Origin of the sequence: Gordonia metallireducens (genome assembly GCF_021245825.1) — a bacterium.
Classification (GTDB): Bacteria; Actinomycetota; Actinomycetes; order Mycobacteriales; family Mycobacteriaceae; genus Gordonia; species Gordonia namibiensis.
In genome coordinates this window covers 25,558-39,539 of the sequence record NZ_JAJQJP010000053.1, presented here as the reverse complement: position 1 = coordinate 39,539, position 13,982 = coordinate 25,558, and the positions used below count along the sequence as shown (strand labels likewise).

Annotated in this window: 13 protein-coding genes and 1 tRNA gene; 8 read left to right on the top strand and 6 right to left on the bottom strand. The window is 67.4% G+C overall.

Translation table 11 applies throughout. From position 1 onward, the window contains the following. Nucleotides 1-10 precede the first annotated feature (10 nt). The 3 genes from LQD00_RS20690 to LQD00_RS20680 all read right to left on the bottom strand — a co-directional run bounded on the left by LQD00_RS20690 (nucleotide 11) and on the right by LQD00_RS20680 (nucleotide 2,957). Nucleotides 11-454 carry a hypothetical protein gene (locus LQD00_RS20690; RefSeq protein WP_232719201.1) on the bottom strand — a complete coding sequence of 148 codons (444 nt, stop codon included), beginning with the start codon at nucleotides 452-454 and terminating at the stop codon, nucleotides 11-13. A gap of 102 nt (nucleotides 455-556) precedes the next feature. Next, a complete protein-coding gene (locus LQD00_RS20685; protein WP_232719200.1) occupies nucleotides 557-2,059 on the bottom strand; it encodes an alpha/beta hydrolase in 1,503 nt (500 codons plus the stop codon). A 94-nt stretch (nucleotides 2,060-2,153) separates the two neighbouring features. Beyond that, nucleotides 2,154-2,957: an alpha/beta fold hydrolase gene (locus LQD00_RS20680; protein WP_232719199.1), complete on the bottom strand. Its 804-nt coding sequence runs from the start codon at nucleotides 2,955-2,957 to the stop codon at nucleotides 2,154-2,156. A gap of 140 nt (nucleotides 2,958-3,097) precedes the next feature. On the opposite strand from LQD00_RS20680, the gene LQD00_RS20675 reads away from it, so the two are divergent. Continuing rightward, complete coding sequence (locus LQD00_RS20675) at nucleotides 3,098-4,333, top strand: benzoate/H(+) symporter BenE family transporter (protein ID WP_232719198.1); 1,236 nt, start codon at nucleotides 3,098-3,100, stop codon at nucleotides 4,331-4,333. 101 nt (nucleotides 4,334-4,434) lie between these two features. Here LQD00_RS20675 and LQD00_RS20670 read toward each other — a convergent pair whose 3' ends face one another. Next, nucleotides 4,435-5,859: an aldehyde dehydrogenase family protein gene (locus tag LQD00_RS20670; protein WP_154882982.1), complete on the bottom strand. Its 1,425-nt coding sequence runs from the start codon at nucleotides 5,857-5,859 to the stop codon at nucleotides 4,435-4,437. A gap of 185 nt (nucleotides 5,860-6,044) precedes the next feature. On the opposite strand from LQD00_RS20670, the gene LQD00_RS20665 reads away from it, so the two are divergent. Continuing rightward, entirely contained in the window at nucleotides 6,045-6,365 is a 321-nt protein-coding gene (locus tag LQD00_RS20665; RefSeq protein WP_232719197.1) for a putative quinol monooxygenase, read from the top strand. Nucleotides 6,366-6,371: 6 nt separating this feature from the next. On the opposite strand, the gene LQD00_RS20660 is transcribed toward LQD00_RS20665, so the two are convergent. Continuing rightward, nucleotides 6,372-6,617, bottom strand: coding sequence for a hypothetical protein (locus LQD00_RS20660; RefSeq protein WP_232719196.1), 246 nt, complete (start codon nucleotides 6,615-6,617; stop codon nucleotides 6,372-6,374). Between the two features lie 130 nt (nucleotides 6,618-6,747). On the opposite strand from LQD00_RS20660, the gene LQD00_RS20655 reads away from it, so the two are divergent. Next, on the top strand, nucleotides 6,748-7,587 hold the full coding sequence (locus LQD00_RS20655) for an SDR family NAD(P)-dependent oxidoreductase (RefSeq protein ID WP_232719195.1): 840 nt from the start codon (nucleotides 6,748-6,750) through the stop codon (nucleotides 7,585-7,587). Nucleotides 7,588-7,687: 100 nt separating this feature from the next. Continuing rightward, the gene (locus LQD00_RS20650) at nucleotides 7,688-8,533 is read left to right on the top strand and encodes an SGNH/GDSL hydrolase family protein (protein ID WP_232719194.1); all 846 of its coding nucleotides are present in this window, start codon (nucleotides 7,688-7,690) and stop codon (nucleotides 8,531-8,533) included. A 14-nt stretch (nucleotides 8,534-8,547) separates the two neighbouring features. On the opposite strand, the gene LQD00_RS20645 is transcribed toward LQD00_RS20650, so the two are convergent. Then, nucleotides 8,548-8,621: transfer RNA gene (locus LQD00_RS20645), tRNA-Leu, on the bottom strand. Between the two features lie 92 nt (nucleotides 8,622-8,713). On the opposite strand from LQD00_RS20645, the gene LQD00_RS20640 reads away from it, so the two are divergent. The 4 genes from LQD00_RS20640 to LQD00_RS20625 all read left to right on the top strand — a co-directional run bounded on the left by LQD00_RS20640 (nucleotide 8,714) and on the right by LQD00_RS20625 (nucleotide 13,970). Next, the gene (locus LQD00_RS20640; protein WP_232719193.1) at nucleotides 8,714-9,949 is read left to right on the top strand and encodes an oxygenase MpaB family protein; all 1,236 of its coding nucleotides are present in this window, start codon (nucleotides 8,714-8,716) and stop codon (nucleotides 9,947-9,949) included. A gap of 54 nt (nucleotides 9,950-10,003) precedes the next feature. Next, nucleotides 10,004-12,319: an MMPL family transporter gene (locus tag LQD00_RS20635; protein ID WP_232719192.1), complete on the top strand. Its 2,316-nt coding sequence runs from the start codon at nucleotides 10,004-10,006 to the stop codon at nucleotides 12,317-12,319. Then, entirely contained in the window at nucleotides 12,276-12,977 is a 702-nt protein-coding gene (locus tag LQD00_RS20630) for a TetR/AcrR family transcriptional regulator (protein WP_232719191.1), read from the top strand. The genes LQD00_RS20635 and LQD00_RS20630 overlap by 44 nt, the downstream gene beginning before the upstream one ends. A gap of 126 nt (nucleotides 12,978-13,103) precedes the next feature. Beyond that, the gene (locus LQD00_RS20625) at nucleotides 13,104-13,970 is read left to right on the top strand and encodes a Bax inhibitor-1/YccA family protein (RefSeq protein WP_006867494.1); all 867 of its coding nucleotides are present in this window, start codon (nucleotides 13,104-13,106) and stop codon (nucleotides 13,968-13,970) included. The last annotated feature ends 12 nt before the right edge of the window (nucleotides 13,971-13,982 follow it).

Sequence of the window (13,982 nt, the reverse complement as noted above, 5' to 3'; positions counted from 1 at the left end):
CTTCCGCCGGTCAGGTCAGGCGGACGACGACGCCGGCGAGAAGCACCAGCACGCCGCCGATCTCACCCACGATCAGCGCGAGCATGAACAGGTACGTCCCCGGCATCGGCTTGTCGAACTGGTTGGTGGTGTCGCGCAGAGCGCCGTGGATGCAGTACGCGGCGATCGCGGCGACGAAGAACACGATCGGCACCGCGGCGGCCACCAGGTTGACCGCAGCTCCGAACGCACTCAGCTCGACGAGTGCCGCCAGAACGAGGGTCGCGAACGAATACATGAGCGCCGCACGGTGAGCGATGTCGACGTAGATGTGCGCGGTGTGTTCGGGCGATGTCCGGATGCCGTGGTACTTCCACACGCCCAGCGCCAGACCCCAGACCAGGATCAGCCCGGACGCGACCACCACGGCGATGGTGTCGGCGCCGACGAGGTCGGCGAGATCAGAGGAGTTCACCTCGTAAACCTAACCGCTGCGGTCAGTATCGACTGACGACAAAGGTTCAGCAATAGGTATCGCTCAGCGACACCTATTGCTGAACCTCTTGCCGGAGCGGGCCTACCTAACCGGTGTCGTGGTGGTCGTCGACGATGCGGGCTGCTCCGAGACCGGCGGAGCAGACGGTGCGAGCTGTGGTGCGGAGGGGTCCGTCGTGGTCGCGACGGATTCCTCTGCAGCGGCGGCGGATTCGGCCGCTGCCGACTCGGGTGCGGCGGGCACGGATGCCGACACGTCATCGCTCGACGGCGCAGCCGACTCCGAGGCGTCGGACGGAACAGCCGATTCCGACGACGACGGGGTCTCCGACGACGCGGAGGAGGCGTCGGTTGACTCCATCGCGGCCAGGACCGAGGCGTCGAGTGCGGGGGAGGCCGCGGCGGCCTTCTTCACGGCCATCGTGACCTTCGCGGGTGCCTCGGGATCAGGGCTGCCCGAGGCCGACACGACCGTCGTCTTCGCGGTGACCGGCGGGTTGTTGCGCAGCGCTTCGAGGACGTGACCCTTGCCGTCGCCGAGAGCGCGGCCCCAGTTCTCCCAGGTGTGGCCGCCGTAGTTGGGCAGCGAGATCACCGATGCGCCGGACTGCTTGGCCTGCAGCTGCATCAGCACGGTGGACACCGCGGACAGGATCTCCAGCGCAATTGCCGAGATCTGGTCCTGCGGGGCGAGCTTCGCCAGCTCGGACGGGGTGAGGAAGCCGTTGCCCGACGAGATGACCAGCACCTGTCCGTTCTCCGCGAGCTTGCTGACGTTCTTCGACGGGTCGTTGTCGGTCCAGCGGGTGCCGCCCGGCTTGCCCCACATGTTGACGACGCCGCTGACGTAGTTCGACACCAGGCTCTGCGTCGCGAAGACGCCGAGGGCGCCGATCGGGTTGTCGGTCTGGTAGTAGCCCGACATCGCCTGGACGACCTTGAACTGCTCGGGGTGCCGCTCGGCGAGCGTCACCGCGGGGCCGCCCGACATCGACAGCCCGACGATCGCGTTGTTGTTGCGGGCGACGCCGAATTCCTTCTCCAGGTATGCGGGGAGCTCGGAGGTCAGGAAGGTCTCCTGCTTGATGATGGTGTTGTCGCTGCCCGCACCGCCGTCCCAGTCGGTGTAGAACGACGACGCGCCGCCGACCGGCATGACCAGCGTCGTGTTGGCCTTCGCGTCGTAGACACGGGCGGCCTGGACATCGGTGGTCCACGCCGAGCGGGTCTCGCTGGCCCGCATGCCGTCGAGCAGGTAGACACCGCTGTCACTGCCGCTCGAAGCGCGGATCTGGACGATCACGTGGCGCTTCTGGGACTCCGACCACACCTTGCAGTTCTGCACGTAGTAGCCCGATTTGTCCCAGGTGCAGCCCGGGCGGAGCTTCTCCGGATGTCCGCGCAGTGCACTGGCGGTGTTCGACGAGTCGAGCAGCGTGCTCGCCCCGAACAGTCCGAGGGTGAGGATGGCGACGACCGAGATGCCGGTCAGTATCCGCCGGCGCGGCGAGAGGCGGCGGGGCTTCGAGCTGTTGGCCCCGGAACTGGGGGTCTCAGAACTGGGGGCCTGGGATGAGTGCGACATAGAGCTCCTGACATACGCGGCCACCCGAAGATCGCGTCGGTGCCGATGTCAAGAATGTCGTTCGACGACCCGACCGGCGTTACGCCGGCTCGGTTCAGCCCGCCGCCTTCGCTGTTCGGATGGCGACCTCGGCGGTCTGTTCGGGGCGTTCCCACCAGAACATGTGGCCGACGCCGGCCCACTTCTCGAGGGAGGCGTCGGGGATCGCGGCGGCCAACCGTTCGCCCTCGGCGACGCCGATGACCTCGTCGACGTCGCCGTGGATGACGGTGGTGGGGACGCTGATCCCGGCCAGCCGATCGCGGGTGTCGTGCCCGGCACACGCCGTCGCCTGGGCCGCGACCACCGCCGACGGCACCTTGCGCAGGGTCGAGAACTTCGTGAACTTCTCGAATGCGCCGTCACCGGAACAGAACTCGGGGGACAGGTTGACCTCGAACGCGGTGCGGGCGACGCGCGCTGCGTCGCGGGAGGCGATGGCCTCGACCAGTCGTAGCGCGCCGGCGGTACCGATCGCGCCCGGGCCTCCCGCGGTGGTGCAGCCGAGGACGACACTTCGCACGCGGTCGGTATGGTTGAGGGTCAACTCCTGGGCGATCATGCCGCCCATCGACGTGCCCAGGACGTGCGCGGTGTCCCATCCGAGGCCGTCGAGGACGCCCCGCGCATCGTCGGCGAGATCGGCGATGGTGAACGAACCCTCGGCGCGGCTGCTCCCGCCGATGCCGCGATGGTCGTAGACGGCGACCTCGAAGTGCGGGGTCAGTCGGTCGAGGAGTTCGGCGGTCCACATGTCCCGGTGCGCGGACATGCCCGCGATGAGCAGTAGCGGCTCGCCGGTGCCGGTCACCTCGACATCGAGAACGGTGGTCGAGTCGGGGCGGGTGGGTATCAGCATGAAGGCCGATCGTAGTCACGGTCCCCGCAACGCGTGGGCGTCGTGCGATAAACACCCGCGATCAATCCCGGGAATATGTGTCCTTGTTCTCGCCGAATGCGTCACTAGCCTCAGCCGAGAGACCAGACGCGAGGAGACGCATGTACGCAACCGGCTTCGAACGGCCGACCGGTACCCGGCCGAGCCCATCGTCGCTGTTGCGCGACGCGGGTGGCACCTATCTGGCGAACGGTCTGATCGGACTGATCTTCGCCGCGTCGGGACCGGTGGCGGTGATCCTCGCGGCGGGTGCGGCGGGTGATCTCACCACCGCGCAACTGACGTCGTGGATCTTCGGGGTCTTCGTGCTCAACGGGATCCTGACGGTGGTCGCCAGCTGGGTGTACCAGATGCCGCTGGGCTTCGCGTGGACGATCCCCGGCACGGTGCTCGTCGGTTCGGCGTTGGCGCACCTGAGGTGGTCCGAGGTTGTCGGTGCGTTTCTCCTGACCGGTTTGCTGGTCGTCCTGGTGGGCCTGACCGGCCTTGTGCGACAGGCGATGTCGGCGATACCGATGCCGATCGTGATGGGCATGGTCGCCGGTGTGTTCCTGCAGTTCGGGCTCGACATCGTGGGTGCGGTCGGGGCCGACCCGTGGGTCGCGGTTCCGATCGTCATCGCCTTCTTCGCGCTCCAGTGCCATCAGACGGTGAGCCGGCGGGTGCCGCCGATCATCGGCGCATTCGTGGTGGGTGCGATCGCGGTCGGCGCGACCGGGTCCTTCCACATCGACGCCCCGGCGTCGTCGATCGTGGCGGTGCCGGTCTTCACGGTCCCGGAGTTCACCGTTCGGGCGGCGATGGAACTGGTGGTGCCGCTGGCCATCACCGTGATCGTCGTGCAGAACGGTCAGGGCGTCGCGGTGCTGCGCGGTGCCGGACACCATCCGCCGGTCAACGTGATCACCGTGGCGAGCGGGCTGTGGTCGGCACTCGCGGCGTCGGTCGGGGCCATCTCGTCGTGCCTCACCGGTCCCACCAACGCGCTGCTGGTTGCCGGTGGCCGCCGCGACCGCCACTACATCGCGGCGTTGACCTTCGGGGTCCTGGCGATCGCGATCGGCGTGTTCGCGCCGGTGTTCGTGACGCTCATGCAGGCCATGCCGGCGGCGTTCATCGCCACGGTCGGCGGTCTGGCGCTCCTCGGTGCGTTGCAGGGAGCGTTCCGCGGAGCATTCGGCTCCCGGTTCACGATGGGCGCGCTGGTGACTTTCCTGGTCTCGGTGTCGGACCTGACTGTCCTGAACATCGGGTCGGCGTTCTGGGGGCTCGTCGCCGGGATGGCGGTGTCCTGGGTCGTCGAGCGCGACGACTTCCGCGCCGACACCCCGGCCTGAGCCCAGATAAACGAGGCCCAGACAAACGAGGCCCAGACAGAAACCGGCGGGCACATCCACAGTGGATGTGCCCGCCGGCTTGTGTGAGAGAGGGTGTGGCGTCAGACACCGTAGCCGAGCAGCGACTTGACCTCGAGGAATTCGTCGAAGGCGTAGTCGCCCCATTCGCGGCCGTTGCCGCTCTTCTTGTAGCCACCGAACGGTGCAACCGGGTCGACCGTGGCGCCGTTGAGACCGATCGAACCCGCGCGGATGCGCGAACCGATGCGGCGGACCTCGTCGATGTCCTTGCCGGAGACGTAACCGGCGAGGCCGTACTCGGTGTCGTTGCCGATCTTGATCGCCTCGTCGATCGAGTCGTAGGCGATCACGACGAGGACCGGGCCGAAGACCTCGGTACGGGCGATCTCCATGTCGTTGGTGACGTTGGTGAACACCGTCGGCTTCACGTAGTAGCCCGTCTCGAGGCCCTCCGGGCGTCCGGCGCCGCCGATGACCGGGGTGGCGCCGTCGGCGATCGCCCGCTCGATGAGGCCTTGGATCTTCTCGAACTGTGCCTCGGAGACCACCGGGCCGAGCTGTACGTCGGTCGTCGGATCGCCGACGGTGATGTTCGGCTCGACCGACTTCGCGATCTCGGCGACCTCGTCGAGGCGGGAGGACGGCACGAGCATGCGGCTCGGGGCGTTGCACGACTGGCCGGAGTTCATCATCATCGCCGCGATGCCGCCGGCGACGTTCTTCGCGAAGTCCTCGTCGTCGAGGATGATGTTCGGGCTCTTGCCGCCGAGTTCCTGGGCGACGCGCTTGACCGACGGTGCCGCGGTCTTGGCGACCTCGATGCCTGCGCGGGTGGAGCCGGTGAACGAGATCATGTCGATGTCGGGGTGGGCGGCCAGCGCTGCGCCGACGCCCGGTCCGTCACCGTTGACGAGGTTGAACACGCCGGCGGGAACGCCTGCGGCGTCGAAGATCTCGGCCACGATGGCGGCAGAGAACGGGGCCACCTCGGAGGGCTTGAGCACCATTGTGCAGCCGGTGGCCAGCGCCGGGGCGACCTTGCACATGACCTGGTTGAGCGGCCAGTTCCATGGCGTGATGAAGCCGCATACGCCGATCGGCTCCTTGACGATGCGGTGTCCGCCGCGGTCCTCGCTGAAGGAGAAGCCGGGCAGCTGGGCGGCGGCGGTCATCAGGTGGCCGAGGCCGATCGGGACCTGCGCGGCGTTGGTGAGGCCGACGGGGGAGCCCATCTCCTCGGTGACCGCGGCGGCGAGGTCGCCCATGCGGTTCTGGTACTCGGCGATGACCCGGTTGATGACCTCGAGGCGCTCCTCGACGGTGGTCTGGCCCCAGGTCTCGAAGGCGCGACGGGCGGCTTCCACTGCGGCGTCGACATCGGCGGCGCTTCCGATCGCGACCTGCCCGGCGGCCTTCTCCGTGGCCGGGTTGATCACGTCGATGACGTTGAGCTCGGCGGGTTCGACCCACTGGCCGTCGATGTAGAACTTGGTGATGTCCGGCATATCGCCTCCGTTGTCGCACTGATGTGAGGACATTTGTTGTCGATTTCACACTCTATGCCTTGAGGCGGCGGAGGTCTCGCGATTCCGGTAGCCGAGATGGGTCGTCGGGCGAGACGTTTTGGGACAGCCGTCCCAGTCGCATTTTGCGACAGTTCGTCCGGAGGTTCGGGGACTAAGGTCGAGGCATGATTCTCATCGTCGTGAAATGGCCCATCAAGCCCGAGTATGCGGACGAATGGCCGGAGCTGTCGCGAGAGTTCACCGAGGCGACGCGCGCCGAGCCGGGCAACAAGTGGTTCGACTGGTCGCGTTCGCTCGACGACCCGCACACCTACGTGCTGGTCGAGGCATTCGACGACGACGCCGCCGAGGCGCATGTGACCTCACCGCATTTCAAGCAGGCGCAGCAGGAGCTGCCCAAGTACCTGCAGCGGACCCCGGACGTCATCAACACCACGATCGAGGGCGACAACTGGTTCGAGCTGGGCGAATTCCGGGTCGAGTAGGGGGGCTCAGCCCCCGTGCACGCTGCTGAGGATCGCGATGATCACGCCCGCGATCGTCAGCACACCGACCACCCACGCCATCGTGATCGCGAGGCGACGACGACGGAACCGTGCCGCGTTGATCGCGACGCCGAGGCATACGAGGATCGCGATCGAGTAGATCGAGATGCCGAGGGTGAGCAGCGCGGCCGAGGAATCGGCGGCTACAGAGTCGGCGGCTGGGGGGGCGGCGGCCAGAACCCGGGTGGACATGCCCACGAGTACATCACCACGGCAACATCACCCCGGCGCTGACCCGAGCCAACCGCAGGCGAACTCCCGGCCGGACAGGGCAACCAAGCGCTTGCTAGGGTTCCCGCAACGGCTCGGTCGAGGAGGATTCGTGGACGTCGACGGCAAGGATCTGACGGGCAAGGTCTTCGTGGTGACCGGTGCGGGCAACGGTATCGGCCGTTGCGTCGCACTGGAACTGATCTCCCGCGGTGCGACGGTGGTCGGCGCGGACATCAACGAGGTCGGTCTCGCGGAGACGGGGCGGCTCGTGGGGGACTCCCGGTTCCATGCGCACAAGCTGGACATCGGCGATCGCGAAGCGGTGCAACGGTTTCCGGACGCGGTACTCGCTGACGTCGAGCACGTCGACGGGCTGTTCAACATCGCCGGCATCCCGCAGGACACCCAACCGATCGCCGAGGTCGACGACGACCGCATCGACCTGCTCATGCGCGTCAACTACTACGGCACCGTCTGGCTCACCCGGGCTTTCCTGCCGCATCTCGAACAGCGTCCCGACGGCGGGCTGATTCTCATCACGTCCAGCTTGTCCGGGCTCGCGCCGTTCCCCGGCGCCGCGTTCTACGGAGCCAGCAAGGCGGCGGTCGCGTTCTTCGGTTACGGACTCGCCCAGGACCAGCGTGGAAAGAAGTCGAAGGTCACCGTCACGACGGTCCTCCCCGGGACCATCTGGACCGACCTCGTCCGCAACACTTCCAAGGCTCTCGGCACCCCCGAAGCCCTCGCCAGGAACTTCGCGATGGCCCCGGAGAAGGCTGCACGCCTGATCATCGACGCCGCTCTCGCCGGGCGGGTCCGTGCGGTGGTCGGCAAAGACGCCCACGTGTTCAACGGGGCACGCAGGCTGAGTTCGCGGCTGAGCGAGCGCATGGCATATGCGCAGGTGGGCCGATTCGTGTATCGGCCGGCGCGTCGTCGGAACGAATGACACCGAGCCGGGAGCCGGACCTACTGGTTGAATTCGATCCATGCGATCTCCCGGATCATCCTCTGCGCGCACCGTCGTGACCCGTGTCGTGACTGCTGTGATGGCCCTGTCCGTCGTTGTGGGGCTCGGTGCCGCTCCGGCGCTCGCCGCGCCGGCGGCCAAAGAACGTGGGTCGCTCAGCTACGTCGCGCTGGGTGATTCGCGGGCGGCCAGCCCGACGACGCTCACCCAGTTCCAGGGATGCTCACGGTCGGATACCGCCTACCCCAACCTCCTGGCGAAGACCATCGGCGCGACGTCGTTCCGCACGGTTGCCTGTGTCGGCGCTCGCGGAGAGAACATCACCTCGGCGCCGCAGCTGCGCTTCGACGGATTCCATCCGCCGCAGATCCAGGCGGTGCGCCCAGACACCGACCTGATCACGATCTCGATCGGCGCCAACGATGCCAACTGGGGCAACCTCTCGCGCTGGTGTATCGCGCCGATCCAGGGCATGGACTCGCAGTGCCGGACCAACCCCTTCTACGTGAACGGGGTCAACGACGGGCTGCGTGCGCTCGAGGCCTCGGTCGATTCGTCGCTGAAGGCGGTCCGCGCGCGGGCGCCCAGGGCCGTCATCGCCGTGGTCGGCCAGGGCGGGTACTTCGGGAACCGCGGCTGCTATCCCGCCAACCCGGCGAGCGACGCCGACATCTCGTTCATCCGGAACAGCTTCCTCGGTCGGTACAACACGATCCTGAAGAAGGTGTCCGAACGGCACCGCGCCGTCTTCGTCGACATCCAGAACCGGGTCGTCGGGCATGACGCCTGCTCGCGGGACAAGTGGTTCGAAGGCTTCGTGCCGACCAGCATCTACCTCGGATTCCACCAGAACCTCAAGGGGAATCAGGCCATGGCCCGCCTGATCGCCGAGGCGTTGCCGCAGGACCTCCGTACCTCGCGCTGAGTCCGGAATCCCGGTGCCCCCAGTCGGACTCGAACCGACACTGTGCCGATTTTAAGTCGGCTGCCTCTGCCAATTGGGCTATGGGGGCTTCGGAGTGAGCATAGTCAGGCTCCGTGACCTGCCTGTTCCTCGACCCGCTCTTCCTTGACCCGCCCACCTGAGCGGGTGATCATCGGAGACATGGACGCGGCAGCGGTGACCGGCGCACGGAACTGGGAGGCTGTCCGAACGCGGCATCCCGAACTCGTCGACCGTCTGGAGGTCGGCCTGTCACAGGGCGATCCGCTTGCCGACGCGGTGGTCGTCGAGGCCCGCGAACGGGGCATGTCGTTCTCGACCCTCGTCGATCTGCTCGAGTCCCATGCGGATTCGGAGACGGCGGATGATCCCGACCGGATCGAGATGCCGGCGTCGATGCGTCGTCTGCTGCAGGTGACGAGCACCCCGCCGACCTGGTTCGACGCGGCGTTCGCGGCGTCGGGGGCACGCGCGTGGTGGCGCTTCGGCACGCTGCAGTCCTCGACGCTGTATCAGTCGCTGATCTACGGGTACAAGGCGCAGGGGTTCGTCCGACCCTTGGTCGCGACCGGTCGCCTCGGGTTGGGCACCCGCGACCGGGTGCAGTCGACCGCGCGCTGGGTCGCGGAGGCGACCACGCCCGGCGCGATGCTGCCAGGTAACCCCGGTTGGATTGCGACGCTGCGTATCCGACTTCTCCATGCCTACATCCGCGATGCCCTCACCCATCCCCGTGATGCAGAGGGGGAGGACCAGGGTTGGGACGAGGCCGCGTGGGGCGTGCCGATCAACCAGACCTACTCGGTCATGACCATCTCGTGCGGGTTCCTCGCCCTGCCGCTGTTGGTCGCGCGCGACCTGGGCATCCACTACAGCAGCGCCGAACGGGAGGCGATCACCCATCTGTGGCGGTGGATCGGCTGGGTGATCGGCGTCGACGACGACCTGTTGCCGGCCAACCACGGTGAGGCGGCGGATCTCTTCCGGGTCGCGGCGGAGTTCGAACTCGAGCCCGACGACTCGTCGAAGGTGCTCATCAAGGCCTTGCTCCACGAGGGCTACGACCTGCCCGGCGTCGTCCACGGTGCTGCGCCGATCCCGGTGCCGTCGGTCCTGGTGTCCGCGCTCGATGCGGTCACCGGCCCCATTCTCCGATCGTCCTTCGCCGCGATCTCGACGCGGTGGGTGGAACGACCGGTCGCGCGGCGCATGGGGTTACGTCGTTCGCCGTTGCATCACCTCGTCGACGTCGCGCGCCCGGCGATCCGGTTGCGGGAGATCATCCGCACGACCGGGCTGCTCGGCTCGGAGTCCGCCGTCATCGAACGCGAACTCCGCACCGTGCGTCGCGGGCTCGGGATGGAAGTTCACGCAGGGAAAACATCGTTGACCCGCTAACTTACTGCTGATAACTTAACGCCGTAAAGTCGACCGAGGCGAGGGGGACGCACGGTGGTTCGATTGACACGGCTGATCATCGCGATGCCGAAGAGGGTGCTACTCGGCGCCTTCGTCCTGATCGTGGTGTGCGGCGCCTACGGGGCGACCGCTGCCGAACATCTCCTGGCAGGTGGCTACAGCGCTCCCAACGCCGAATCCGCAAGAGCCGACAAGGTGCTCGACGAGACGTTCAACCGGGGCGGCATTCAGGTCGTCCTCAAGCTCGACGGCCCCGACGGCGTGGACATCTCGCGCGATCCGACCGCGAAAGCCGTGTCCGACAACATCATCCGTGAACTCGGTGCGAACGAGCACGTGCAGGACCAGATCCTGTCGGTCTGGTCCGACCCGACCCTCGACTCCGCGCTGGTCAGCCGCGACCGGACATCGACGCTGATCATCGTCGCCCTCGAAGGTGGCGAGGACCTCGCGCCGGCCCGGGCGGCAGAGATCGACGAGGAGTTCACCGGCGAACGCGACGGGATCTCGATCCGGGTCGGCGGCCAGGCGCTCGTCTACTCCCAGGTCAACGAGCAGACCGCGTCCGACCTGTTGACGGCCGAGGCGATCGCCATCCCCATCACCTTCATCGTGCTGATCTTCGTCTTCGGCGGACTGATCGCGGCGGCCCTGCCCGTCGGCATCGGCATCATCTCGATCATCCTGACCTTCGCGCTGCTGCGGGCGATCGGATCGGTCACCGACGTCTCGGTGTTCGCTCTCAACCTGACCACCGCGCTGGGTCTCGCCCTGGCGATCGACTACACGTTGCTGCTGCTCACGCGGTACCGGGAAGAGGTCGATCGGGGACTCGAACGTCCCGACGCCATCGTCCGAACTCTCGCGACCGCCGGTCGGACCGTGGCGTTCTCCGCGGTGACCGTGGCGCTCTCGCTCAGTGCGCTGGTGCTCTTCCCGCAGTACTTCCTGCGTTCCTTCGCGTTTGCCGGCCTGGGTGTCGTGGCGGTGGCTGCGCTCTCCGCGCTCATCATCACCCCGGCCGTGCTGATGGTCCTCGGGGACCGGATCGACGCCCTCGACGCACGCAAACCCATGCGTCGACTGCTGCGTCTGCCGCCACCACGGCCCCGCGAGCCGGAGGACACCCGGTGGTACCGCCTCGTCCAGTGGGTACTCCGCCATGCACTGCCGGTCGCCGCGGTGGTCACCATCTTCCTGCTGGTCCTCGGCGCACCGTTCCTGTCGCTCCGGATGGGCTTTCCCGACGACCGCGTGCTCCCGGGGTCCGCGAGTTCGCACGCCATCCAGCAGGAGATCCGCGACGGCTACGAAGACGATCTCTCCTCGGCGATCACCATCGTCGTGCAGGGGCCGGCGGGGCCGGAGTCGCTCGCCGCATACACGAGGGCGCTGTCTCAGGTCGACGACGTCAACTCGGCCGGCTCGTCAGCGGGAACCTTCGTCCGCGGCGAGGCGCTCGCGCCCGGCAGTCCCGACGACAGTCGCGGCGACGTGCACGTCGTCAACGTGTCCACCGATCGCGACCCGACGAGCGATGCGGGTATGCAGCAGCTCGACGCCTTGCGCGCGGTGCCCGCACCCGAGGGAACGGACACCCTGTTCACCGGTCTCGCCGCGACCACCGACGACACCGTCAGCTCGATCTTCGCCCACACGCCCTGGGTGCTGGCCATCATCGCCGTCGCCACGTTCGTCCTGCTGTTCCTCTTCACCGGCAGTGTCGTCCTCCCGCTGAAGGCCCTCGTCCTCAACATCCTGTCGCTGTCGGCGACCTTCGGTGCGATGGTCTGGTTCTTCCAGGAGGGCCACCTCGACGGCCTGGGCACGACGGCGACCGGAACGCTCAATGCGACCGTGCCCGTCTTGCTGTTCTGCGTGGCGTTCGGCCTGTCCATGGACTACGAGATGTTCCTCCTGGGACGCGTGCGGGAGGAATGGCTGAAGTCCGACCGCACCCGCGCGGCGAACGATCACGCGGTGGCGTTGGGCCTCGCACGCACCGGCCGGGTGATCACGGCGGCGGCCCTGCTGATGAGCATCGTGTTCGCCGCGATCGCAGCCTCACAGGTGTCGTTCATGCGTATGTTCGGGGTGGGGCTGGCGCTCGCGGTGGTGATGGACGCGACCCTGGTCAGGATGTTCCTGGTGCCGGCGTTCATGCGCCTCGTCGGACGCGCCAACTGGTGGGCGCCGCCGCCGCTGAGGAAACTCCATGACCGCTTCGGGTTGTCCGAGGAAGTGCCGGACGACGACCCACCCGGTCCCCACCGAACTCAAGAGAAGGATCGAGCGCAGGAGAGCAGTGACGACACACAGACGGGCGAGGTCACCTCGCGGGGCAGGTGAGATCCTCGCCGAGGAGATCATCGAGGCCGCGGGCGAGCTCCTGGTCGAGCACGGAGACGACACCGCCATGTCGATCCGGGCGGTCGCCACTCGCGTCGGGGTGACCCCGCCGTCGATCTACCTGCACTTCGCCGACAAGGACGCGCTGCTCGACGCCGTGTGCGCCCGGTACTTCGAGCGGCTCGACGTTCAGCTCGCCACCGCCACCGAGGGCATCACCGACCCGTTGGACCGTGCGCTGCAACTCGGGCTCGCCTACATCCGCTTCGCGGTCGCGACCCCGGTGCTCTACCGGGTCGCCTTCGGCAAGCCCGCCGACGCGGCACATCCCTCCAAGGTCGACCAGGTGTTGACCGCCAGCGCCTACGCGCGGTTCGTGGACACGGTGACCGAACTCGCCGACGAGGGTTTCTTCGACCGCGACGAGGTGAACGACGTCGTCCTCGAACTCTGGGCCGCCGCGCACGGCATCGCCTCGCTGATGCTCGCCAAGCCCGGCCTGGGCTGGGGGGACCAGTTCGAGCGGGCCGAGTCGATGCTGAAGGCGGTGTGCCTGGGACGTGCGGTGATGGCCGTGAACGCACGAACTCGGGACTCCGAAACCGCTCGCGACTGGCTGATGACGCTCCGTTCCGGGCAGGACGGGGAGCAGGCGTGAACGACAGAATGGTCAAGGGCCGGTAAAGTCGCATTCGACACGGTCGTCTTGTGATCCCGTCAGGGAACTCACAGGAATGACCCGACGTTGAGACGGTATACATCCGTACCGATTAAGGAGCGCTTCGTGCGAGAGAGCAGCAATCCGGTGATGCGCGGCGTGGTCCGCGACAATCAATCCGGATACGCGGGATTCGGGGCCGGCATGGCCGGCGCCGGCGTCTCGATGAACAAATACGGTCAGGCCACCGACCCGTACACCCCGCAGGCACCGTCGGCCACCCGGCAGCTCACGATCGACGATGTGGTCACCAAGACCGCCATCACCCTGGGCGTCCTGACGGTTGTCGCGATCGCGACCTACTTCGGCATCTCCAGCCGGGCCACCGAGGCCGCTCAGACGAGCCTCGCGCTGCCGCTGATGATGGTCGGTGCGATCGGCGGCCTCGTCCTCGTCCTGGTCGCGACCTTCGGTCGCAAGCAGGACAACCCGGCCATCGTGCTCGCCTACGCGGCATTCGAGGGTCTGTTCGTCGGTTCGATCTCGTTCGTCTTCGCGAACCTGGTCGTCGGCGGTGACATCTCGGCCGGAGCCCTGATCGGGCAGGCGGTCCTCGGTACGTTCGGCGTGTTCTTCGGCATGCTGTTCGTCTACAAGATCGGCGCCATCCGCGTCACGCCGCGCTTCACCCGCATGCTGTTCGCCGGCATGATCGGCGTGCTCGTGCTGATGCTCGGCAACCTGGTCATCGGCCTGTTCACCGGTGAGGCCGGCATCCTGCGCGACGGCGGCCCGATCGCGATCATCTTCTCGCTGGTCTGCATCGCGCTGGCGGCGTTCAGCTTCCTGCTCGACTTCGACTCGGCGGACCGCCTGATCCGCGCCGGTGCACCCGACCGCGCCGCCTGGGGCGTCGCGCTCGGTCTGACCGTCACCCTGGTCTGGCTGTACGTCGAGATCCTGCGCCTGCTGAGCTACTTCAACTCGGACTAGTTTCCGACGCGG

Bases quoted from the DNA above. Each gene is read 5' to 3' on its own strand.
- LQD00_RS20685 (WP_232719200.1), bottom strand. From the start codon at position 2,059: ATGTCGCACTCATCCCAGGCCCCCAGTTCTGAGACCCCCAGTTCCGGG.
- LQD00_RS20680 (WP_232719199.1), bottom strand. From the start codon at position 2,957: ATGCTGATACCCACCCGCCCCGACTCGACCACCGTTCTCGATGTCGAG.
- LQD00_RS20675 (WP_232719198.1), top strand. From the start codon at position 3,098: ATGTACGCAACCGGCTTCGAACGGCCGACCGGTACCCGGCCGAGCCCA.
- LQD00_RS20670 (WP_154882982.1), bottom strand. From the start codon at position 5,859: ATGCCGGACATCACCAAGTTCTACATCGACGGCCAGTGGGTCGAACCC.
- LQD00_RS20665 (WP_232719197.1), top strand. From the start codon at position 6,045: ATGATTCTCATCGTCGTGAAATGGCCCATCAAGCCCGAGTATGCGGAC.
- LQD00_RS20660 (WP_232719196.1), bottom strand. From the start codon at position 6,617: ATGTCCACCCGGGTTCTGGCCGCCGCCCCCCCAGCCGCCGACTCTGTA.
- LQD00_RS20650 (WP_232719194.1), top strand. From the start codon at position 7,688: ATGGCCCTGTCCGTCGTTGTGGGGCTCGGTGCCGCTCCGGCGCTCGCC.
- LQD00_RS20640 (WP_232719193.1), top strand. From the start codon at position 8,714: ATGGACGCGGCAGCGGTGACCGGCGCACGGAACTGGGAGGCTGTCCGA.